Source organism: Defluviimonas aquaemixtae, from assembly GCF_900302475.1.
Taxonomy (GTDB): domain Bacteria; phylum Pseudomonadota; class Alphaproteobacteria; order Rhodobacterales; family Rhodobacteraceae; genus Albidovulum; species Albidovulum aquaemixtae.
Map to the genome: position 1 here is coordinate 609,152 of NZ_OMOQ01000002.1, position 21,948 is coordinate 631,099.

Here is a 21,948-nt window from a genome sequence, read left to right on the forward strand (position 1 = left end):
AGGGGCCAGGCCCATGGAGGGATCGGTCCTCGCGCGCATCGCCGCCATCGTCTTCGTCGCCATCGCGATCACCGCGGCGGTGGCGGAGATGGGCCGGGACGAGGAAGGGCAGGCGGTGCGTCCGGCGGCTCCCCTCATGCCGGAGGCCGATCCCTTGCGGGCTGAACAACGGCGCTGCCAGGAATTGGGCGAGGCCGCGGCCTCCGATCCCGACTGCCTCGCCGTCTGGGCCGAAACCCGCGACCGCTTTCTCGGCCGCAACCGGACCGGGGGCGAATGAGCCATGGGCGGCACCGGCGTCATCGACACCTTCCTCGGGGTCTTCACCTCCTATATCGACAGCGGTTTCGGGCTGCTGGGCGGCGAGGTCGCTTTCATAGCCAGCACGCTGATCGTGATCGACGTGACTCTGGCCGCGCTCTTTTGGGCCTGGGGCGCCGATGACGACATCATCGCGCGCCTCGTGAAAAAAACCCTCTTCGTCGGCGTCTTCGCCTGGCTCATCTCCAACTGGAACAGCCTCGCCGCCATCGTCTTCGACAGTTTCGCCGGGCTGGGTCTCTTGGCCTCCGGCACCGGCTTCTCGCCCGCCGACCTCCTGCGCCCGGGACGGGTGGCGCAGACCGGGCTCGATGCCGGTCGACCGCTTCTGGAATCCACCGCCGATCTCATGGGCTTCGTCGCCTTCTTCGAGAACTTCATCCAGATCGCCTGCCTGCTCTTCGCCTGGGCGCTGGTGCTCCTGGCCTTCTTCCTGCTTGCCGTGCAGCTTTTCGTGACGCTGATCGAGTTCAAGCTGACGACGCTCGCGGGCTTCGTGCTGATCCCCTTCGGTCTCTTCGGCAAGACCGCCTTCATGGCCGAGCGGGTGCTGGGCAACATCGTCTCCTCCGGCATCAAGGTGCTGGTGCTCGCGGTGATCATCGGCATCGGCTCGACGCTCTTCGGCCAGTTCACCGCCAGCTTCGGCGGCGTGACGCCAACCATCGATGAGGCCATGGCGATCGTGCTGGCCGCGCTCTCGCTCCTCGGTCTCGGCATCTTCGGCCCGGGCATCGCCACGGGCCTCGTCTCCGGCGGCCCACAACTGGGCGCAGGCGCTGCCGTCGGCACCGGGCTGGCGGTGGGCGGTGCCGCGGTCGCGGCGGGCGGCGGGGCCCTGCTCGGCGCCCGCGGGGCCGGGGCACTCGCCTCGGGCGGGGCCGCCGTCACGCGCGGAGCTGCCTCCGCCACCGGGGCCGCGTCCACCGCCTACAGTCTCGGATCGATGGGCCAGACCGGGGCCGCCGGTGTGGCCTCCGGCCTCGGCGGCGTGGCAAGTGCCGCAGGCTCCGCAGCTGCATCGCCCCTGCGCCGCGCCGCCGCCTCGGCTTCCGACGCCGTCAAGGCAAGCCATGCCGACGGTGCCCGCTCGGGCTTCGCCGCCACCGGCGGCACCTCGTCGCTCGGCAGCGTGGCAGGCGCGTCGACCGCCATGTCCGCCCCCGCAGGCAGTCCACCGGCCTGGGCGCGCTCGATGCGCCGCAGCCAGGCCATGAGCCATGGTGTTTCCGCCGCCACCCACGCGCTGCGCGCCGGAGACAGCCCCGGCTCCGGTGCCTCCGTTTCCCTCTCTGAAAGCGACCGATCATGAGCCTCTTCAAACGCGCCGCCGTGCATTACGGCAAGACCCCCGCACCCGAGACCCCCTACCAGAAGGCCGCCCAGGTCTGGGACGAGCGCATCGGCTCCGCCCGGGTGCAGGCGAAGAACTGGCGCCTCATGGCCTTCAGCTGCCTGCTCCTCGCGGGCGGCTTCGCGACCGCGCTGGTCTGGCAATCGGCGCGCGGCACCGTCGTGCCTTACGTCGTCGAAATCGACCGGCATGGCGAGGCGCGCGCCGTCGAGGCGGCCAGCGCCGGGTATCGCCCGAGCGATCCGCAGATCGCCTGGCATCTCGCCCGTTTTATCGAGGAGGTCCGGGGCCTGCCCGCCGATCCCATCGTCATTCGGCAGAACTGGCTCCGCGCCTATGAATTCACCACCGACCGCGGCGCGCTGGCGCTGAACGACCATGCCCGGGCCAACGATCCCTTCACGCGGGTGGGCGAGGACCAGGTCTCGGTCGAGGTCTCGAGCATCATCCGCGCGTCGCCGGATAGTTTCCGGGTGGCCTGGTCCGAGCGGCACTACGAGAACGGCCAGCTCGCTCGCACCGAACGCTGGACCGCGATCCTGACCATCGTGATCGACCCGCCGCGCACGGCGGAGCGCCTGCGTGCCAACCCCCTCGGAATCTATGTGAACGCGATCAACTGGTCGCGGGAGATGAGCCAATGACCCGACCGATCCTGCCCACCGTTCTCCTGGCAACCACGCTTCTTGCAGGCTGCGCCAGCGACCGTCCGCCCGCACTCGCCTATGACGACGCGGTGCCACCTCTGCCGTCACCGCCCGCCACGGCACCCGACGACCGTCCTCGCCCGCTCCATGTCCCGCCCGCCTGGACCCCGAGCCGGGGTGGGGAGGCCGCCGCCACACCCGTCGCCCAGGTCGGCAATGCCAATCGAGCCGCCCGCGTCGAGCCGCGCCGTGCTGGCTACCACAATTCCATCCAAGTATACCCTTTTTCGGACGGTGCGCTCTATCAGGTCTACGCTGCACCAGGCCAGATTACGACCATCGCCCTCGAACCAGGTGAACGCCTGGCAGGGACCGGTCCCATTGCAGCGGGCGACACCGCGCGCTGGATCATCGGCGACACTGAAAGCGGCACGGGCCGGGACACCCGCGTCCTCGTGCTCGTCAAACCCACCCGGCCCGACATCAGCACCAACCTCGTGATCTCGACCGACCGGCGCATCTACCTGATCGAGCTCAACGCCAGCGAAGAAACGTGGATGCCAGCAATCTCCTGGGCCTATCCGCGCGCGCCCGACGCCCCGCGCGTCGTGCAAGCCACGCCGCGCGTCCCGCCAGCGCATGCCCGCAACCACCGCTACGGACTGCAGGGCGACAGCCCGCCCTGGCGTCCGGTTTCCGTCTTCGATGACGGGCGTCGGGTCTATGTCGTCTTCCCGCGCGGCATCGCCCAGGGGGAGATGCCGCCGCTCTTCGTGCTCGGCTCCGATGGGGAGGTGGAGATTGTGAATTCTCGCATCCTGGGCAACGTGCTGATTGTCGACAGGCTTTTCGGCGCGGCCGAGCTGCGCCTCGGACGCGGGCCCCGGCAGCAAGTGGTCCGGATCCTGCGGATCGAACCCCAGACCGAAGCAACCGTGGTGCGGCAGGACGCGGAGCGGGGGACATGAGTGAGGCATCGACCGATACCACCGCCGCCATGCGCCTGCGCGCCGATCCGCCCCGAGTGACGCGAATATCCCGCAAGGTGATCATTGGGCTTGGCGTCGCCGCAGGCCTCGGCATCGGTGCTGCACTGATCTACGGCCTGCAACGTCCGGACCGGACTGCGACCCCGGAAGAACTGATCACCACGGACCGCCGCCAACCTGCCGATGGTCTCCGCGATCTGCCGGGCAGCTATGATGCGATCCCGCGGCTCGGACCGCCGCTGCCGGGCGATCTGGGCGGCGGTATCCTCGACGCGCAGCAACGGGGCCAGCCCATCGCGGCTCCAAGTCTCGCGCCCCCGACCATGGACCCGGCGGAGCAGCAGCGTCTTGCGGAACTGGAGGCCGCCCGGGTCAGTGATCTCTTCTTCCAGACGCGGCCCGATGCGCCGACATCCACAGGGTTCCAGATGCCGCCTGCAGCGCCAGGAGGCGGGATGGCGGCCACTCCGGAGACCGATCCGCGCCAGGACTTTCTGACCGGGCCGACCGACCGCCGAACGGTCGCACCCGACCGCGTCCAGCCGCCAGCGTCTCCTTACCTCCTGCAGGCAGGTTCCGTCATCCCGGCCGCGCTGATAACCGGCATTCGCTCCGACCTGCCAGGTCAGATCACCGCGCAGGTCACCCAGAACGTCTATGACAGCCCCACCGGCAGCCTGCTTCTGATCCCGCAGGGCACCCGCCTGATCGGCGCCTACGACGACAGCGTGACCGTCGGCCAGCGCCGCGTGCTCTTGGTCTGGACACGTCTGATCTTCCCCGATGGACGATCTCTCGTGCTCGAACGGCAGTCTGGCACGGATGCGGAGGGCTATGCCGGTCTCGAGGACCGTGTCGACAATCACTGGGGCAGCATCCTGCGTGCAGCAGGGCTTTCGACCTTGCTCGCCGTCGGCGCGGAGCTTTCCCTCGATGAGGAAGACCGCCTCGCACGTGCCCTCCGCGACGGAGTCCTCGACACGATCAACGAGGCCGGTCAGCGCATCGTTGAACGTCAGCTGGAGGTCCCGCCGACCCTCACCATTCGCCCGGGCTTTCCCGTCCGTGTGATCGTCACGCGCGATCTCGTCTTTGCGCCGTCCGGAGGCTGACATGACCAAGCTGAAACTCGGACCGATCCCGGACGGCAAACCTGTGAAACTCACCGTGGAACTGCCCGCGGAACTGCATCGCGACCTGATCGTCTATGGAGACATCCTCGGCCGGGAAGCTGGAAAGGGGCCGATCGAACCGAAGAAGTTGATTGTTCCCATGCTGGAACGATTCGTTGCGACGGATCGCGGGTTTGCGAAGGCGCGACGATCGCTTCCGAAACGCGAGGTGGCGAAACAAGGACCATGATCCAAGGTTCCGGTTCCCTTCAGAACAGAGCCGGCGCAGCTGAACGGCATGGACATCGGTCTGGTGATGGATGGTGGAGATTTCGATTTTATTTCAATCAGTTGTAAGGCCTCGTGTGTAGCATATGTTTATATATGGATCGCGCAGTATCGCGCTGCGTGGCGCAACTTGGCGAAAGCGTCGCGCGAGGCGTCGCTTGACATAGCAAACAGGCACCGTGGCCTACATACTGGTCGAGCTGTATGGATCGAATAAACTCCGCCTGGCGGACTTCGCCGACGGTAGCACCTTCTCCGATGGGTTGAACGTCGACCATGCGAATGTCTTAGTCGACCAGCCTTGGCTGTCGCGGGTCACTCACACCCCTCACTCTGCAAGATCGCCTGACCCGTGGCGCGGTCCACAACTCTCTGCGCCCTCGGGGTTAGGCCGCCGAAGCAGATGTCAATGCGGATGTCGCCAGGTTGCGAGGGCCCACCGTCGGTCGTCATCGGCAGGCTTGCCTGGATGTCGCGGATGAGCGCCATGATCTGATCGGCAGCCCTGTCGCTGAAGTGAACGGCAGGGGGGGCCGTAATGTCGAGCGCCTCGTGCTGGAGGGCCAGTTCGGTCTCCAGGCGGGCTAGTGGAATGGCGGACAGGGTGCTGCGAAGTCGCATGTTGCTGCGTTGAACCAGGTCAGGCCGCGTCAACAGGTCCTCGGGTCGGAGAATGACCAAGTCGGTGTAGGCCGATCCGACGGCACCGTCACCAGCAGGGCGGGTTGCGACGAAGTCACCGCGGGAGGTCTCCAGCGTCAGGACAATGACACCCCTGGCCAGCCAGGCATCGGCAACACCGGGACGCGCGAGATCGGGCAGTCCGATGGCCGGTCGCTCGCTGCCGCCCTCGCTTGGAACGGACTCGTCAACGAATGAAGAAGCCTCAGCTATTTCACCGGGCACCGGGTCCTGTAAGGTCGGGGCTTCTTCCTGGAGGGCCTGCTCAATCATCTCCTGTACCGCCTCGGAAATTGCGGGGTCTGTTGCGGCAGGTGGCGCATCCATGTTGATCGGCTCCTCCCGTGCCTCTTCGGCCGTGGCGCCGGCTTCTTGCGCGGCCTCGACCAGGTCCGGAGCCACGACATAGGCGAACTGAACCTGCTCTGCCGGTTCCGTGTCGGTGGCGACTGGGGCTTCCTCGGCGGCGGCCAGCTCTTCGGCAGCCTGCTCGGCCGCCGCGTCTTCGACCTCGGCGGGGGGCGCCGAGGGCACAGCCATAGATGCCAGGTAGACCCCCAGCGCGAGGGCGGAGACAGCGAGCGAAGCCCGGCCAAAGCGATAGGGCTTGGGGATCGCAGAGGTCGGCAAGGGGGGATACCGCCGGTCGGCGGTCAGGCGGGGGATCGTCATGTCAGTCATTGCAGGCTGTCTCCACAGGTTATATCTTCGATGAGAAGGCGCGTGCCCAGCACCGCGGTATTGGCGCTGTGCAGGGGGCGCATCTTGGCATGCTCCACCCCCGGGGCGACGCAGATGGCGATCGGGCCTGTCGTCTCGGCATAGGCCGACAAGGCCGACGGCAAGTCGGCCCCCGCGATCTCGTCCGGGGTCTGGCCCTCCGCCCCGGGTCCGGCCCACAGCCGGAAGCCGGTCTCCCGGATCTCCACCCAAAGTGCCGGGCGATCCGGGTCGCCCTCCGCCGCGGCTTCGGGATCCGATTGCTCCAGGGCTGCGAGGATGGTCTCCGGGAACCGGACAAACAGGACCATCATCGTGACGAGAAGGAAGAGCGCCAGCGAGGTTGTCATGTCGATGTAGGAGGTCGCCGTGGGCGGCATCTCATCCGCCCACGACCGATTCATCCAGGAAGAAGTCAGACGCTTCATGTCCCCTCTCCTATGCCCAGTCCGCTCACGGGCAGCAGACGTTGCAGGCGCGCGGCCTCCGCGTGGAGCTGACGCAGCAGGAAACCGGCCATCACCGCGATCGCAAGGCCGGCGATCGAGGAGGCGACGGCCGTGGCGAAGGGGGCGAAGATCGCATCCACATCCTGGGACAAGGCCTCCGCCATCACGGGGATGGCCAGGGCCAGCCCAATGAAGGTAAAGAGCCCGCCAAGGCGCGGCCCGAGAACCTCGACCTGGTGCAGTTGATGGGCGGTGCGCCCGACGTCCTGCTCGAGGTAGAACTCGATCTTGGCGGAATCCCGGGCCTGAATGACCCGGGCTCCTCTCTCTGAGGGCGCAGCCCAGCGTTGGAGCTGACGCAGGCGCCGAACATGCCGCAGCGCCGTGATGCTGATCGCTGTCGCCTCGGCGGCGAGCATGACCATCACCAAAAGGCATATACGACCCGGCCAGGAAGCGGTGAGCGGGGCAAGGATCTCGATCACTGGCCCGCCTCCTCTTCCGCAGCATCGCCGCGCCCGCAGTGCTCCTGCCATAGCGGCCCAGAGCCTCCCAACTCGGCGACGACCGCGCAGGAGGACGCCAGACCATTGGACACGGCCGGACGCGCCGCGATCTCCATCTCGACCAGGGCGAGGAGCCCGTCTAGGTCGTCCGGAAAAGCGTGCGCCGCGGCAAACCCGTCGATAGAAGCAGCCACGCTGACCGGCGCCGGGGCGTTGTCGGTGGGCTGGGGCGCCACGACCACCGGCGCGGGCGGTGCAGGTGAGGTGATTGCTGTCTGGGCCTCATGCCGCTGCTGCAGGGCCTCGAGGTCGAGCACCCCGTCCTGGGCGAGGGCCGGGGACACCGGCCATACGATCATGGCGAGGGCCAACGAGCGAACCGCGGGTCGCGCGCCAGCCATAGTGGAGGTATCGATGCCGATCATGGCGTTTCTCCTTCCCGGGTGATTGGGGCGGGCAAGCCACAGGTGCTCGGATCTGCGGCTTGCTGACAGGCGCGAGACGCCCCCGCGAAGTAGCGCTCGAGTTCATCGAGAAGCTCCAACTGCGCCTGGATCTCAGGATGTTCCTCCAGGACATCCTCCCGGGCACCTTCACGGGCCAATTGCCTGTCCATGAAGATGATGGCGCTGACGCCGACCACGGCGATCACGACGATGGCCGTGCCCAGCCGCTGGGCGGTTGCGGGGCTCATTGGGTCGCCTCCGTATTCGGGTTGGTCGCAGCGAGGTCCTGGATGTCCTTGCCAAGGATGGTCGACCACCGCTCTGCCGCCGCGGCATCCGCACCGGGTCCGATATCGGGCAATTCCGTCACGGGCACGTCGTCGGGATCGATGGGCGCAACTGCCGGCAGGGTTGCCCGGCCGAGCGTGTCCCGCAGCATGGCTAGGCTGTCCGCCACATCGATCATCCCGGGCGGGATACCGCCGGCGCCATTGCGCATCCACTCGATGTCGTCCCTTGCTGCAGCGAGGCGATAGCCGACCTCCATCGACTGCGTGTGCTGGGTCTCGGACCATTCGTAGAAGCCGTATCCGAACTCGGCAAAGAGCTCACGCTGTTGCTCGATGTCTGCGATCGCCCGGCGATTGGCACTGACCTCGCGGCTGAGCTGCGCGACGAGGATCTCCGACCGACGGTACTGTTCGTCGAGGGTCCTGAAGCGCAGCTGCGCCTCGCGGTCATCCTCGGTTGGGATGCCCCCCATCGTTTCGAGGAAAGCCCTCATCTCTTCGGCGACCACCGCCATGCCCGCTTCGGCGTCGGATACATCGCTCTCCAGGGCAACGATGGCTTGCTGGAGTGCATCTTGGTCCCTTTGCAGCAGCTCGCGCTGCACGAAGAGATGCTGTCCGGCCTGCCGGAAGCCTTCGTGGGATGCCATGTAGGCGTCTTGCAGGGCCCCGTAGAAGCGGACCTGGCACGTGCGCTCCTGAAGGTCGCCGTCAGGCCGACCGGCATCGATGACCCCGGCCGCCCTGCACTCGGCGAAAGCATCGAGGGCGCCCTGCAGCTGGCGATTGAGGTCGCTGAAAATGCCGCTCACCAGGGAAGTGGTTTCCAGCAAAGTCGGGGTTGCGGACGCAGCCGGTGCCTCGACGGGGTCGATCACCACGTCGTCCTGCTGCGCCATGACGGCCGCCGGGGTGCTGGCCAAGGTCATTGCCAACAGCAAGGCGCTGCCGGTGATCGGGGCCACGCCCGAGGTCTTTCTCGTCGCTTGGGTTCTCATGTGAGATCCTCTCTCTTGGAATGTGGGGCCACAGCCCCGGGGGTGATACGGCGCGACACGCACCGCTATTGATGGATCAGCCGCCGTGCTCACCGGTTTGCCGCTGTGGGCGAGATTTTTTCGTATGAATGGACCGAGGGCATGGTCGACGCTCTGTTTCGAGCCTCGTGCCAGAGGCCCCGGCCGGGCCCGTGGGGGTCCAGCCGGGTCTGGTGCCTTCCTAGGACGAATTACTCCGCAGCGATCGGGAGGCGCTTGCCGCGACACCAAGCGAGCGCTGCGGCCTCGGCGCCGAAGATCGTGTCGCAGGTCGCCACGCTCTCGCCATCGACCACCACGCAGAAACGCGCCTCCGTCTCCCGCCAGACTTCGACCAGCCCGACCTTGGATTCGATCCGGGATACACGGGTCGCACGATCAAGCTTGCTTGGCTGGGCCCTTTGGGAATTGTTCCTGGACGTGGAGTTTGGCGATGGTTCTATCGCGGGCTCTGTCGCGGCGTCGTCGACCCGAACAGGGATGGAACTCTTCGCAAGCCGCTCGAGAGCCGCGATCTCCTTCCTGAGCCGCGCGGCCTCCCGGCGGGCCGTCTCACCGGTGATGACGTGCAGCCCGTCGGCGATCTCGGCCCCGAACCGCAGGACCAGATCTAGGTCGAGGGCGCGGAGCGAGGCGGCGTTACGGGCGGGGATGGACTTCGGTGTCTTGGATTTCATGCTGGATCTCCTCAGGTCTTCTTTGCCGGGGCGACCATCGCCCCTGCAGTTTGGGATCAGCCGGGCAAGCAGGTGGTTTGCCGGGCTGGGTGAAGTTTTTTTGAGGGACAAGGGAAAAAACCGGGCCGGCTGTGAGGCGCTGGCCCGGAGTTTGCGACCCTTAGAAGGGGTCGCAGGGCAGACGATCGATCCGGGCCAGGGTCTTCAGGACCCCGGTGATCCGGGTGATCTGGTGATTGCCGGGATCGAGGGCCACCAAAGCTTCGATAGTGTGCCGCTCGGGCTGTGACCGGCGGGCATGGGCAGGCTTGGGGCCGCGGCGGGTGTGGCGGGGGCTGTGGTCCGTTTCGATCTCCTGTTCTGGACGCCAGGGGATTGCGTCCCCTGTGCCTGGAGATCAGCCGGTGACCGGTCCGGTTTGCCGGGTTGGGTCAAAAAAGTGCTGGCTTCAGCCCTGTGGGTATCCTTCGAAGACCACGAGGGCGTGTTGCAGTACGCCAAGGCGCAGCCGGTCCTCGGGCGTCTCGGCCGGGATTCGCGGGTGGATGTGGCGCGCCAGGATCGGGGCGAGCTCGGCCGCGCTCGGGGGAGACTCGGCCCCCGCGAGCGTCTCGGCCAGGCCGATGAAATCCGTCCAGATACGGAGCACAGGCGGGACATCTTTCTCGAGTCCGGCCGGCGTCCCGCCCGCGGCGAGTTCTCGGGCGAAGTCCTCGGCCCTGTGCGCGGCTAGGGCTTCTGCCACCAGACGCATCAGCTCGGGGTCGTCCTCGGGATGGGTCGGGTCGAGCACACGTCGGGCGTGGTCTGCAGCCGCCCCCAAGGGTATGCCGCGGTGGCTCACCTGGGCGGTGATTGTCAGGCCTGTCAGTAGGCCGATCGTATCGGGCACGGGGCTTAGAAAGGCCACCACCGTCTGCGCGCCGTTCCTCAGGGCCCCGTTGACCAGGCCCACCGGGGTGCCCTCGATCAGGTCGTCGAAGTTCTGGCCCACGACGCAGGCCATGAACATCCAGCCCTCGACCACCGGACGGCGCACGAGGTCCCGCTCCGTGACCCCGCTCCCCAGTTTTAGGATCGGCAGCGGGGGCGTCACTGAGCCGTCGACAGTGCCATGACAGGCCGCATGGGCGAGCCGTACCACCGGACCCTCGGCCTCCGCGAAGGGCACCCCGCTCGCCCGGATCACCGCCCCGTCCCGGGCGCGCTCCCAGAGCCACTGGCTCGCTGCGATCTCCACACCGGTTTGCGGGATGTCTGAAGAAGCCTTCACATCGTCATCGTACAAGAGTGCGACTGGGGCCTCCACCGCCGCCGCCGGTCTGGTCGGCGCGCTGGCCTCGTCACTGGCCTCGTTCCCGGGGCCGGCATAAAGACCCCGGCTCAGGGCAAAGATCGGCAGCGCGCCGGCGCTGCGCACCGTCAGCCCCTCAGGCGCCCCGGATGCTACCGGCAAGTTGTGGAATGCGCCCATTGTGCAGACCGTCACCTGGGAGACTCCCTCCAGAGCCCCGCTCGCCTCCAGAGGCGTCCAGATCAGCTGGCGCATCCCCCGCTCGATCTCGGACCAGGCGGTGCCGAGCATCGCCTCGGGCAGGGGCTCGGGCTTGTCGGCACCGGGCCGGTCCGGCGACTTCCGCACACCGCCTCGGGCAACGCTCAGCGAAGCGCCCGCACGCCTGAACAGCGCCGCCAAGTCCGCCACCCCGGGGACATCCTCCGAGGGCGTCGGCGCATGCACCAGACGCGGCGCGCCGGTCTTGCCCAGCACCCAAAGGTGGCTCGTCGTAACCTTCTCCGCCGCCTCGGCATCGGGGTCTTCATGCGGGAGAACCAGCACCAGAAGCTCCTCCGCCCCCAGCCCAGACTGCAGCCGCTCCACCGTGATCTGCTTCACGGGGTCCGCCAGGATCTCGTACCCCGGCACCTCGGCCGCCGCAGCCTTCAGCGCCTCGTAGCGCTTGCGGGCCGCCGCAACTTTCGCGCGTCTAGAGTGCATGTCCGTGGAAGATGCAGACATTCGACTTACTGCATCATCTTTTGGCCCATCGTATACTTCGTCGAGGGCACGTAGCATAACGGCTCTATAGTCACCCCTGCGGATCGCCCCAGAGGGGTCCTCGAGGTTCCGCAGTTCCCTTTCAGCTGCCCTCAACCGAATCCGATGTGTCGCAAATTGCCGAACCAGAGGATCGATCTTTCCGCCATCCAAGTCAGCCAACATCTCATCGGCTATCTGAAGAACCATTTGCCAACCATGAAATGAAAGCAATATTTCTGGGAGAGCATCTGCAAAAAGCGATGCGCGATCGAGGCATAGCTTCAGCCCCCACGACGATAGCTCCTGAAGGCTCCGCCTCGCAGCTACAGCATGGCTGTTTTGTACCTCTACTAGCGGGACATCCAAAAACTGAGCAATTCTCAGAATCCCATCCTTTAGCCACTCAAGGTCCTGTTCGATATCGAACTGCGAGAATAATCTTGCTTTGACTTTGTAGGCTCTAGACAAAGCCTGTATATCCCGCGGCGAGAGGAGCCCTTCGCTAACGACTTCGATAGCACTTTCAACAGTCGTGAGCGCGGCTGCAACATCCCCCAAGCTGCTCAAGCAGAGCGCTTTCTCAATCAACGCATCGGCAACTTCAATGCGATACGCTTCCCTTTCCTTGTTTCCCAAGTTTTTGAAGTAGAGCTCTATCGCTATATCAAGGTTGGACAAGGCAGTTTCGTTGAGGCCAAACCGAGCGTCCATCTCTGCACGAGCCACGAGGTTGAGGGATCGTTCAAACTCGATGGCCAACTGTGACCCAAGCACCGGACTGTGCTCATAAATCTGCTCCGCTCTTTCGAAGGCCAATCTGGCGAGCCTCAAATTTAGGATGGCATGACCTTCCATTTCACGCCGGAGAGCGCGAAGCCCAACGATGACATGCCAGCAACCGCACTCAGAAGCCACCAAGGCACGCAATCGAGCGAGATCAAAGCTGTCAACCGACATCGAGACCTGTGCAAGGCGATCCTCGATTGAACAGATCTTTTCTAGAACGGAATCAGGTCTTAACATTAAGTGCCGTAAACCTCCAATTCCTACAAATTCTTGTCGACTGATGCGAGCTTCTAAGTAATCAATTTGAGCAATCTCAAACTGCAACTCTCCTCTACGCTTGTCCTGTCGCCGCGCATATTTCAGGCTGTCATTAGCATCGCGTATGAACCCAAGTTTCGAAAGGCATCGTGCTTTCCCAATGGCTAGTCTTATGCGAGCGGCGCGATATTCCGTGTTTTTCGAAGAGAAATGGCTCTCATAGATGCTAAGGGCATCAGAGTAACTGCTTGCTGCCTTCTGAAACTGCCCCATTTTCTCGCTGCAGCGGCCGCGGCCTTCAAGAAGCATCAAGAGCGTGTTCCTGTTAGGTGGATCTTGAATTCTCGAATGCTCCTGGAAGAAGAAGTGGGCGGCTTCGTCATACTTTTCGAGCGCGTTAGCCGTGTCACCCATTCTTTCAAGACATTCGCCATAATTTCGGGCGAGAATTGCTCTATCTTGGTCATACGTTGACGATCTACCAAGCCTCCGAGGGTCAGAATAGAGAGTTGACGCCGTACGGAATGAGGAATTGGCTAATTCAAGGTTTCCAAGAATGTAGTTGGCTACTCCGCGATTCACGGATAATACTGCTCGAGCCAAATCCCACTCTGGATCAGATAGGGTTTGCTCTTCACGAGCCAGGCGAACTTGGAGATGCTCGGCGAGTTGGAGGGCCGAAGCAAGTTGCTTCTCGACTAGTAGATCCGAGAGTTTACGACTAAGGCTTTCGAGTTCCGCTAGGGAGATATCCGTCTCAGTCTTTGAGAGTAGCGCCTCCAGCCAACGATATTGACCGATATGCCCTTCCAGAAGGCTTTTGAACCTTGTCGGGGGTTGCTCGAGTCGCTTCTTCACCCAAAACTCCCGTAGAGTAGCGTTCAATTACGAGCGCTTCTTGAAGAACGCCGCGCATGCTTACAATGATGTCGGATTAGATACACTCTGTCGACTGTTCTGGATTGTCATTCCGCCGCTCCTTCCGAACTGCTGCCATCCCCACCTGTCGAAGCACCTCCTTCCTGCTCATGGGGGTGCCGTTGATGAAGAGGTCTGGGTTTTGGTCATCGGGGAGCTGGGCGGCACGGGCGCGGGCTTCGGGGGTCGTGAGACCGGCGTCTTCCCAGGCGGCTTCGATAGTTCGAGCGAGGCGCTCCTGTTCAATGCGATCCTCGCGCCACTCCTCGAGGATCAGCCGGTACTCGTCCCGGGCGCCCTGCCAGAAGCCGGCGATACCGGCGCCGAGCATGATCAGCCAGAGCCGGACCGGCCAGAGGATCATGGCAAAGATGCCGACAAGGCTGCAGCCGAGCCAGGCGAAGGCGCGAGTCGTGGTTTCAACCACGGCGGCATCCACCCGTTCCCCAAAACTTTGGGGGGCGGGTTTGCGGGTCGTCTTGCGACGGGCCGATTTGCGCGCGGTCATGACAGGATCCCCTTCCGCCGGCGCGGGCCTGATGTCTTGGCGATGGACCGGGTGCCCGTGTCGACCCCTCGGGCGGCCATGGCCCGACCTATGGCCGCGGAGACCGAAAGCGGACGAGACAGGTCCTGGAAGATGAAGGTCTTTCCGCCGGACCCGGCGACGATGACGTCACCGTACCCCAGAAGTCGGCCCGCCAGGCTCTGCGAGACGTCCTTCGACTCGATCTGACCCAGCCGCATGCTCTGTGTGCGGGTGGCCAGGATCCCGGTCTTGGTCAGAATCCGGCGATCGGTTATGACCACCCCTTCGAAGAGGTTCAGGAGCCAGAAAGACCGCAGGTTGGCCAGCCAGTGATAGCGGGCCCGGAGAACCACACGTTCTCCAGGCTCGAGGCATGTGTCGATGTAGGATTTGAGGCGCATGGCTCAGGTCTCCCTTCCGCTGCGCAGGAGGCTGTCGAGGGAGATCGCCCCCGTGTGATCGGGCTCCGGTGTAGACGGCCGCTTAGGCGCCGCCCCGACGGCCGTGCCCGCTCGCCTCAGCAGCGGCCAGCGCAGAAGCAGGAGGCCTGCCGCCACTGCCAGAGTGGTCGGAAGATCGAGGTCGAGCCCGTCCCGGATCAGCAGAGCGGCCGCAAGGGTAGGCACAAGCACCGGCCAAATCAGGCCCGCAGGCACGAGCACCCAATTCAGGGGTGCCGGCAGCAGATCCGTCATCTGAATGGCTAAGGCCAAGGGCGCGGCCAGGACGAGGCCGGCGATCCGCAAGCCGAGTCCCGAGGGGTCCTTGAGCGTGCTCTTGAAGGCGAGGACGCCACCGATTGTCGCGGCACACCAGGTCAGCGGGATGATCATGGACATCGGCACCGGGGCCATCGCCCAGCTCTCGGCGTTCCACGTCATCAGGAGCCATACCGCCAGCAGGGCGATCGGTGCGAAGGCCACGGCGATGCCGACGCGCAGGGCCAGCCTGGCGAAGAGCACGACCAAGACGCCCATGAGGACGATGCCTAGGTCATTGGTCTCGGCGATGGTTCCCCGCAGGTCTAGTTGGGCGTAGGCCTCAAAGACCATCGACGTGGGCATGAGATAGAAGGTGTCGGCGACGAACACGCCATCGACACCAAGCGTGGCGGCAGCGGCTGGATCCTCACCGCCGAAGGCAAGAACAAGGTCCCCCACCGCCGGGCTCACGACTGCGGCAAGCTGGTCCGATGGGATCCAGAGCAAGCCCGGATCACCAAATCCCATGGGGCGGACCGCAGCGAAGACCGGATCGGCGCTCGTGTCACCGATATCGGCGAGAAGCCCCAGCAGCACGATCTCCTGCTGCTGGGTCCACCAGACTATCGCGATGGCGGTAAGCATGAGCCCCGCCACCATCAGGCGAGCGATCGCGGGTGGAATGAGGGTGAAGGCGAGCGACGCCGCCGCGTAGATGAAGGTTGCGCCTTTAGTCGTTTGCATGGGCCATCTCCTTCGCGAGGCTCGAGAGCGCGGTGTTGGTCATGGGATCACTCCTGTGATGTCCCAGGAGCCGATCCGCCTGGGTACATGGGGGTATCAGCGGCGCGGCGCGGTGGTTTGCCGGTGGCCGTGCAAAAATCTTGGGGTAGGGGCGGTGTCGGCCGGACGAGAGGCCGGGTCGACACCGGGTGCCTCAGCCCGCGCGGTTGGCGCGGACCTCGGCCTCGCTTTGCGGATTGTTGTCGTTGGCCGGATCGCCATGCACCGGCTGCGGTTCAACGGCCCGCACCTCTGCGGCGGTCTCCTCCTGCCGACACAAGCTGCGGAAGACATAGCCAAGCACAACCAGGGGCGAGATCTCGACTCCAAGGCTGATCATCACTGCCACGAATACGGTCAGGACCACGATCTCGATCTCCACGCCATCCGGTGCCATGTACCGAGCAATTTCGAGGAAGCGCAGAAGGTAGGGGTTCTGGGCCTCTTCCACGTCGAAGACCGAGCCCAGAGAGATGCCCGAAAGCGCTGTGTCACGCGCCTCCTGAACAGCGGCAAGATCCGTGGCCAGTGTCTCGGCCAGGGCAGCCATGGCGGCTTCTTCGCGCGTCCGGAGTTCGTCCGTCCGGGAGGCGAAGGTCGCGCGCTCGAGCTCGATGTTGCGCTCGAAGTCCTGGTACCTCGGGCCGTAAAACTCGCCGTTGATCACGTTGTCGCGCTCGGCGTCGAGACCCTCCTGAAGCTCCGCCATTCGGCTCAGGTGCGCTGCGGAAAGCTGCGTGCGTTCTGCCTCATAAGACTGACGGATTACCTCTCGCTGCCTTGCCGCCGCGGCTTCAAGACGGGCTGTTTCGCTGGAGAACCTGGTTTCCGTGCCTTCTAGCAGGCTGGCCAGGCGACGTTCGGCGTTGGGGCTGATGGTTTGCCCGCCGATTACCAGCAAGGTCATGACTAGGCTTACGGTGATAAGGAAGGCATGAACGGCCCGGGGCAAGAGCGTGCGCCATCCCCGACGCCGCACCAGGTGCTGGGCGGCGACGTAGATCAGGGCGACCTTGGCGGCGTTGAGACCTGCAGCCAGACCCTCGGCTACGGTGACTCCGCTGCCTGCAAAGAGCGGACGCGCGCCCAGAGTACCGAGGATCTGGGCATAGGCCATCGCCTCGAAGCGGTAGCTCAAGTAGAGCAACAATGCGGCCGAGGCGGCCGCTCCGAGCAGGATCAGTGTGTCGATCGCGCTGCGCGCAATTGTGGTCGTTGGCGAGAAGGAGTTGGAGGTGGGCATCTGAGGCTCCGGAGTTGGCAAGGGCGCTCCCGATGACCGCCCCTGTTTCCCCATCAGCCCGGCTGCCCCCGGTTTGCCGCCTCAGGTCATTTTTTTGTCCAGAGCTGGATCCGCACCGTGCTATCATCCTCAAGACAGGTCTCCGCCCGGTCCAATGGCACCTCTTCTCCTGCGTGATCCGTGAGCACGAAGAAGAGCCGCATGCTGTTGGTGTTGGCGTGCAATTCGAACTCCACATCCTCGATCCGGACCCCATCGACAAAGAGCAGGACGCCCTCGGCCTCGAGGCCTTTGCCAACCCAGGTGAAGTCAGCGCGATGACGATCGCCACGGGCCTTGATCATGTCGTTGCCCTTTGACGGGAACCAACCGCCATCGGCCTCCGAGGAATGAGACCGCGCGTATGTGCCGGTTCTCAACTCAGCTTCCCACCCGGGTTCAAACGAAGGAACGATCACGGGCTTTTTCTTGTCACGGAACGCCGAGAGCTCAACGACGTTGTCATGGGTGGCCGCCAGTTCTGCCGGCGTTGAAGCGACGTCAGAAGTGCCATCCTCGTCCGGCGCGCTCAGGAGTTCCTCGGTCAGCCAAGACGGATCTGCAATCAATGCTTCCATCTTTGCCTTCGTCTCCGCAAGTCGTCGCTGCTCTTCTCTCTTGTTGGCGGCAAGGACCACTTCTTCGAAGAAGCGGGCACTTTCTTTGTAAGGTCCAGACATGTGTTATCCTTTCGTCCATTGGACGCGGAGCTGGTGCTCGATGTTGGGTGGGGCCTCGATGGCCTGACATAGTTCGGAGATGGATGTGCCGTGAGCGGCGAGAATGGTTGCCATTCCATCGCGCTCGATCTTCCTGACAAGACGCTTTAGGCGGTCGCCCGTCAATGCCTTGCTGTCGCTATAGATGTTGGACATGCGTTGGACGTGCTCCTCTGGCAGTCCCGCTTCATCCAAAAAATCCCTCCGAGTCTTTACCGCTTCCGCCGCCGACAACTGGTAGTCCAGTTCCAGTTCGTGGAGTCTGAGATCAAGTTCCATGTCAGCACGCGATTCTTGCAACTCAGCTTGCCCAGACTCCGCCCCCGAGCCGGTGCCCAGCTCCGCGCGGAGTCTCTCGATTTTCTCGACGAGGCGAAACACCGGACGAATATTGTCACAAAAATACAAAACCGCTGTCTCCGCCCAACGACGAAACTGTTCACTCATAGCTTCATCGCCAGGGAGCTGGTCGATCGAGTTTGCACCACCTTGAGCGTCAATGTTGGCGGTAACCTTGGCGTCAACCCGGTCGAGCCCGGATGCGACATGCTCCCCATCATCGGCGCCATCCTCGTTGATCGACATCCAGTCGGGCGGGACCTTCAGTACTTTCGCTTCATCCTCCGTGAATTTCGGGCGCTTCCTGGCAAGCAGCCAGTCCTCCGCGTCTTTCCATGGATCTTCCCCGCGTAGCTCAGCTTCCTGCTGCCTCGCCTTGCAACGGCGCCAGATTTTGAAAAGTTCCGGCGGGATGCTCATCGGGTAGTCATCTCTTGGAATATCGCTCAGCATGAGTTTCGGAACGCTGAAGCAGTAGTAGTTCAGAATCTTCTGGACATCCCTATAGGTCGGTGCCCGCTGTTCTGGGCCTATCGGCTCAAAGAGCTTGTCACGGTCCTTGTAGAGTTTCTTGTAAACACGCTGCATGCATTGCCCTGCTATGTCGAGCGCGGTAATGCTGACCGCAGGCCGGCCACTGGACTTTCGCTCGCTGGCTGCGTCCCGCAGTTTTCGGTCGTGCCTCCTTGCCGTTCGAGCGGCTTTCCCCTGCACCATTGCCATAATGATGGTGTCTGATTCATCCAGAATGGCATCGAGCACGTCTCGCTCAAGCGGCGTATCCAGGTTCTCCGGTACCGCAGCAAAATACGTCCAATTGTGCTTCTTCGGGTCCGGGTGCCGGAACGGTACGAGGAAGTTAATAGCGAAGATGATTTCCGCTATCTCAGGACTCAAAGTGCCCGTGTCCTCCGGCAATTTCTCGAAAGTTGTGTTGCCGGTTGGGTTGCCGGTCTCGAGGCGAGGGCTGCCTCCGCTCCGCCCATCGGCGGATCGGGTGAGGCCAGTTTCAAAGGCACTTATGGCCCGCTCCAGCTTTATCATCGCAGGCCTCCTCCAATGTTGACCATGGCTTCGACGAGATTTTGATTGCTGAAGTATTGGGTCGGGATCATGGCATGTCCGGCAAGAGCAAAGGGATTGTGGCACCCCCAACTTGTACCCCAACTGTTCCGAACTGCGAAATAATCGATTCCGAAGGGGTTTTCGGGGTCCTTGGCATCGATGTAACCGACCACGCACATGGCATGGCCGCCGCGCAGTTTTTCGCCCGGCAGCGGCATCCGGATCAACCCATCAAGTGCAGTGGAGGTCGAGACGAAGCTCTCGTAGAGCTTTACGCTGACCGCCACGGGCATCGGCCCGAGATCGTCATGCAGCTCGCCGCACAGCGCCAGTTTGATCAGCCCGGGCACCTGCTCTGGCTTCGCGCCGAGCAACGAGACATGGCCCATGGTCCGGCTCTGTCCGGCAAGGGCCGCCAGCAGCGAGATCGGCTGTTCCCGGATTGCCGCGGTGTAAGGGTAACTTTGTTCGTCCACATGCCCGATCTCGAAGCCATGCTGCATCGCGAACCTCAGCCAGCTGCCTTCGCCCGGGTAGTTGTCCCGGGACTTCGCGCCCCGGTACGCATAGCCCGGCGACATCTGGCGGCCGAGCCGGTACTCGTGGGTGGCATTGGCCGCCCACCCGACACAGGTTCCATGAGGACCCTGGTTTCCGACCGGTTGCATCTTTTCCACGAGGAGTTTGCGAGACGGCAGCTGAAGCGTCCGCGCCGCGAGGAGCGCCGCAATCTGATCTTCGGGGGCTCCGCTTGCCGCGGTCATAGCCAGGGCCGCCGGCGGCTCTTGCAGCGGAACACCGGAGGTCGAGATCACGTCGAAGGTCGTGGCCACGTTCTGGAAGTCCCGAAGCGGCCCGAGTTTTTCGACGACGAGGCGGATCGCCTTGGTGCCTGAGACGCCAGTCGCCGCTTTCAGCTGGCGCGGGTCGCGAACCGCAAGTTCTGCCAGCTGAAGCGCGCTGACAATGCCGTTCCGTTTCATCCGCGCGACCGCGGCGTTGGAAAACCCCAGCGCATCGACTGTCATCTCGGCGGCACTGGGCAAGGACATGTAGTTCGGCTCCTGCATCAGGGGGCCTCCTTCCATGGTGAGGGGGGAGAGTCGTCTGGATCGTCGGCGTGCGTCTCGTGGGCGCCGGTCTCGCCGGGGTCCTCGAAGGTCGGGACACCGGACGGGATCTCGGCGTAGGGTGACGGCGGGACCGCTTCGATGGGCAGCGCCTTGCTGAGCCGCTCGGTTGCCTCAGCGAGATCGGCCAGATTCACACCGGCATCTGCGGCAAGCCGACGGTCTGTCGCCAGCCGGGCAACCAGGTCCGCTGCGTGCGGCAGGGTCACCACGGCATAGCGCGCAAAGAGCTCTCGCACCGAGGTTGGCAAGCCATCGAACACACTGGCCTCTGCGGGTTCGGGTGATGACGGAAGATCAGGGTCAGTCATGGTTCAGGTCCTTGAGATGACGGGCGGCTAAAAGGGCTCTGGGATGGAGCGGGGTAGCCGAGCCGGTTGGGTGCCACCCCACCTGAGGGGCGGAACGGCTGGGCCGCGCGCTGCGGCCAAAGCGGGAGCGCCTTGGAGCCGCCGCCATAGCCAGCCATGGGCGCCTCCTTTCTGTTGAGGGTTGCGGTGCGGTAGTGTGGATCATTCGTACTCACCTTTGAGCGTTCCGCCTGGGCGACCAACGCTAACTGCATTATGGGATCAGCCGCCGAGGCCACCGTTTTGCCGGATTGGGCGAAGTTTTTTCGCGGAGATGGATGAGAGGGTTTGGCCGAGGGTCTGTCTTGGGCCTGATGTCAGGGCCCCCGGCCAGGCCCGTATGGGCCCGACCGAGGCGGTGCTGTCCGATGGCGGATTACTATGCCGTGATCGGGGTGCGCACTTTGTGTTGGGTCCATCCGATGGCTTGAAGCACAGCGCCGTTGAGGGTGTCAGAGCTCGCTATGTTCGCGCCGTTGATGGCCACGCAGAAGCGACCGTCCGGGCAATCTTCGAAGCAGCGTTTTTATTCGCTTGCTTCCGTGTCCACGTGCTCGAAGCGGTAAAGGACTTCGACGGCGCCCAGATGTCTTTCGATTCTACGTTCGAAAAGTTCCAGGTCGTTTGAAATGTGCGCTAGCGTTTCTCTGATTGGTTCAAAGTCGACATCAGGCTCGTAGTCCTGCCTGATCATGTAATCGGTTACGCCTGAATCCGCTTTTCGCTCAGTGTTGCGTACCGCGATTTGTAGCGCAACGAGGGAGCGCATTAGATCTTGGACAGTGCTTTCTGAACCTTTCAGTGTAAAGAGCATGGTGTCGCCCTTATCGATATTGGTCTGCATGGTGATCTCCCTTGCTGCAGAGTGGCGGGGATTGCGTCCCCTGTGCCGGGAGATCAGCCGGTGACCGACCCGGTTTGCCGGGTCGGGTCAAACAAGTGCTGGCGTCAGCCGTGGGGGTAGCCCTCGAAGACCACCAGGGCGTGTTGCAGGACGTCAAGGCGCAGCCGGTCCTCGGGTGTCTCGGCCGGGATCCGCGGGTGGATGTGGCGCGCCAGGATCGGGGTCAGCTCGGCTGCGCTCGGGGAAGCCTCGCGGGTGGTCAGCTCTTCTGCAAGGCCGTGAAAGTCTGTCCAGCGGTGGTCCACTTCACCGCCCCATCCCGGGCGCGCTCCCAGAGCCAGCGGCTGGGCACCCTAGCCTCGTTCCCAGGGGCGGCATACAGCCCCCGGCTCAGGGCAAAGATCGGCAGCGCCCCGGCACTCCGCACCGTCAGCCCCTCCGGCGCCCCGGAGGCCACCGGAAGGTTGTGGAATGCGCCCATTGTGCAGACCGTCACCTGAGAGACCCCCTCCAGCGCCCCACCTTCTTCCAGAGGCGCCCAGATCAGCTGGCGCATCCCATGCTCGGGCTGTGACCGGCGGGCATGGGCAGGCTTGGGGCCGCGGCGGGTGTGGCGGGGGCTGTGGTCCGTTTCGATCTCCTGTTCTGGACGCCAGGGGATTGCGTCCCCTGTGCCTGGAGATCAG

24 protein-coding genes are annotated in these 21,948 nt (G+C 64.1%); 6 read left to right on the forward strand and 18 right to left on the reverse strand.

The window, feature by feature from the left end; translation table 11 throughout:
* The first annotated feature begins 13 nt into the window (after window positions 1–13).
* Genes trbK-alt through DEA8626_RS14750 form a run of 6 tightly spaced genes read left to right on the forward strand, consistent with a single transcriptional unit; the run spans window position 14 to window position 4,673 of the window.
* Window positions 14–280 carry a putative entry exclusion protein TrbK-alt gene (trbK-alt, locus tag DEA8626_RS14725; RefSeq protein ID WP_108853971.1) on the forward strand — a complete coding sequence of 89 codons (267 nt, stop codon included), beginning with the start codon at window positions 14–16 and terminating at the stop codon, window positions 278–280.
* A 3-nt stretch (window positions 281–283) separates the two neighbouring features.
* On the forward strand, window positions 284–1,633 hold the full coding sequence (gene trbL / locus DEA8626_RS14730; protein ID WP_108853972.1) for a P-type conjugative transfer protein TrbL: 1,350 nt from the start codon (window positions 284–286) through the stop codon (window positions 1,631–1,633).
* A complete protein-coding gene (trbF, locus tag DEA8626_RS14735) occupies window positions 1,630–2,319 on the forward strand; it encodes a conjugal transfer protein TrbF (RefSeq protein WP_108853973.1) in 690 nt (229 codons plus the stop codon). Before trbL ends, trbF begins: the two co-directional genes overlap by 4 nt.
* Window positions 2,316–3,290 (forward strand): P-type conjugative transfer protein TrbG, encoded by a 975-nt coding sequence (gene trbG, locus DEA8626_RS14740; RefSeq protein WP_108853974.1) that lies wholly within the window; start codon window positions 2,316–2,318, stop codon window positions 3,288–3,290. The genes trbF and trbG overlap by 4 nt, the downstream gene beginning before the upstream one ends.
* A complete protein-coding gene (locus tag DEA8626_RS14745; protein ID WP_108853975.1) occupies window positions 3,287–4,423 on the forward strand; it encodes a TraB/TrbI/VirB10 family type IV secretion system protein in 1,137 nt (378 codons plus the stop codon). The genes trbG and DEA8626_RS14745 overlap by 4 nt, the downstream gene beginning before the upstream one ends.
* A 1-nt stretch (window position 4,424) precedes the next feature.
* The gene (locus DEA8626_RS14750) at window positions 4,425–4,673 is read left to right on the forward strand and encodes a DUF2274 domain-containing protein (protein WP_108853976.1); all 249 of its coding nucleotides are present in this window, start codon (window positions 4,425–4,427) and stop codon (window positions 4,671–4,673) included.
* A gap of 353 nt (window positions 4,674–5,026) precedes the next feature.
* Here the strand turns inward: DEA8626_RS14750 and DEA8626_RS14755 are convergent, their stop codons facing one another.
* From DEA8626_RS14755 to DEA8626_RS20860, 18 genes are all read right to left on the reverse strand, one after another.
* The gene (locus DEA8626_RS14755; protein ID WP_108853977.1) at window positions 5,027–6,073 is read right to left on the reverse strand and encodes a hypothetical protein; all 1,047 of its coding nucleotides are present in this window, start codon (window positions 6,071–6,073) and stop codon (window positions 5,027–5,029) included.
* Window positions 6,070–6,540 carry a hypothetical protein gene (locus DEA8626_RS14760; RefSeq protein ID WP_108853978.1) on the reverse strand — a complete coding sequence of 157 codons (471 nt, stop codon included), beginning with the start codon at window positions 6,538–6,540 and terminating at the stop codon, window positions 6,070–6,072. Before DEA8626_RS14760 ends, DEA8626_RS14755 begins: the two co-directional genes overlap by 4 nt.
* Window positions 6,537–7,046, reverse strand: a complete 510-nt coding sequence (locus DEA8626_RS14765; protein ID WP_108853979.1) for a hypothetical protein — start codon at window positions 7,044–7,046, stop codon at window positions 6,537–6,539. The genes DEA8626_RS14760 and DEA8626_RS14765 overlap by 4 nt, the downstream gene beginning before the upstream one ends.
* Window positions 7,043–7,492, reverse strand: coding sequence for a hypothetical protein (locus DEA8626_RS14770; protein ID WP_108853980.1), 450 nt, complete (start codon window positions 7,490–7,492; stop codon window positions 7,043–7,045). The genes DEA8626_RS14765 and DEA8626_RS14770 overlap by 4 nt, the downstream gene beginning before the upstream one ends.
* Complete coding sequence (locus DEA8626_RS14775; RefSeq protein WP_108853981.1) at window positions 7,489–7,761, reverse strand: hypothetical protein; 273 nt, start codon at window positions 7,759–7,761, stop codon at window positions 7,489–7,491. The genes DEA8626_RS14770 and DEA8626_RS14775 overlap by 4 nt, the downstream gene beginning before the upstream one ends.
* Window positions 7,758–8,801, reverse strand: coding sequence for a hypothetical protein (locus DEA8626_RS14780; RefSeq protein WP_146188874.1), 1,044 nt, complete (start codon window positions 8,799–8,801; stop codon window positions 7,758–7,760). The genes DEA8626_RS14775 and DEA8626_RS14780 overlap by 4 nt, the downstream gene beginning before the upstream one ends.
* Window positions 8,802–9,031: 230 nt before the next feature.
* Complete coding sequence (locus DEA8626_RS14785; RefSeq protein WP_108853983.1) at window positions 9,032–9,517, reverse strand: hypothetical protein; 486 nt, start codon at window positions 9,515–9,517, stop codon at window positions 9,032–9,034.
* Window positions 9,518–9,965: 448 nt separating this feature from the next.
* Entirely contained in the window at window positions 9,966–11,537 is a 1,572-nt protein-coding gene (locus DEA8626_RS20855) for a hypothetical protein (RefSeq protein ID WP_146188875.1), read from the reverse strand.
* 1,999 nt (window positions 11,538–13,536) lie between these two features.
* On the reverse strand, window positions 13,537–14,028 hold the full coding sequence (locus DEA8626_RS14800) for a hypothetical protein (RefSeq protein WP_108853986.1): 492 nt from the start codon (window positions 14,026–14,028) through the stop codon (window positions 13,537–13,539).
* Entirely contained in the window at window positions 14,025–14,450 is a 426-nt protein-coding gene (locus DEA8626_RS14805; protein ID WP_108853987.1) for a PH domain-containing protein, read from the reverse strand. The genes DEA8626_RS14800 and DEA8626_RS14805 overlap by 4 nt, the downstream gene beginning before the upstream one ends.
* A 3-nt stretch (window positions 14,451–14,453) precedes the next feature.
* Complete coding sequence (locus DEA8626_RS14810) at window positions 14,454–15,494, reverse strand: hypothetical protein (protein ID WP_108853988.1); 1,041 nt, start codon at window positions 15,492–15,494, stop codon at window positions 14,454–14,456.
* Between the two features lie 193 nt (window positions 15,495–15,687).
* Window positions 15,688–16,776 carry a hypothetical protein gene (locus tag DEA8626_RS14815; RefSeq protein ID WP_108853989.1) on the reverse strand — a complete coding sequence of 363 codons (1,089 nt, stop codon included), beginning with the start codon at window positions 16,774–16,776 and terminating at the stop codon, window positions 15,688–15,690.
* Window positions 16,777–16,862: 86 nt separating this feature from the next.
* A complete protein-coding gene (locus DEA8626_RS14820) occupies window positions 16,863–17,495 on the reverse strand; it encodes a hypothetical protein (protein WP_108853990.1) in 633 nt (210 codons plus the stop codon).
* Between the two features lie 3 nt (window positions 17,496–17,498).
* On the reverse strand, window positions 17,499–18,917 hold the full coding sequence (locus DEA8626_RS14825) for a hypothetical protein (RefSeq protein WP_108853991.1): 1,419 nt from the start codon (window positions 18,915–18,917) through the stop codon (window positions 17,499–17,501).
* Window positions 18,914–20,008 carry a C1 family peptidase gene (locus DEA8626_RS14830; RefSeq protein WP_181366456.1) on the reverse strand — a complete coding sequence of 365 codons (1,095 nt, stop codon included), beginning with the start codon at window positions 20,006–20,008 and terminating at the stop codon, window positions 18,914–18,916. Before DEA8626_RS14830 ends, DEA8626_RS14825 begins: the two co-directional genes overlap by 4 nt.
* Complete coding sequence (locus DEA8626_RS14835; RefSeq protein ID WP_146188876.1) at window positions 20,008–20,379, reverse strand: hypothetical protein; 372 nt, start codon at window positions 20,377–20,379, stop codon at window positions 20,008–20,010. The genes DEA8626_RS14830 and DEA8626_RS14835 overlap by 1 nt, the downstream gene beginning before the upstream one ends.
* 565 nt (window positions 20,380–20,944) lie before the next feature.
* Window positions 20,945–21,262 carry a hypothetical protein gene (locus DEA8626_RS14840; RefSeq protein ID WP_108853994.1) on the reverse strand — a complete coding sequence of 106 codons (318 nt, stop codon included), beginning with the start codon at window positions 21,260–21,262 and terminating at the stop codon, window positions 20,945–20,947.
* A gap of 104 nt (window positions 21,263–21,366) precedes the next feature.
* On the reverse strand, window positions 21,367–21,567 hold the full coding sequence (locus DEA8626_RS20860) for a hypothetical protein (protein ID WP_146188877.1): 201 nt from the start codon (window positions 21,565–21,567) through the stop codon (window positions 21,367–21,369).
* Between the last annotated feature and the right edge of the window lie 381 nt (window positions 21,568–21,948).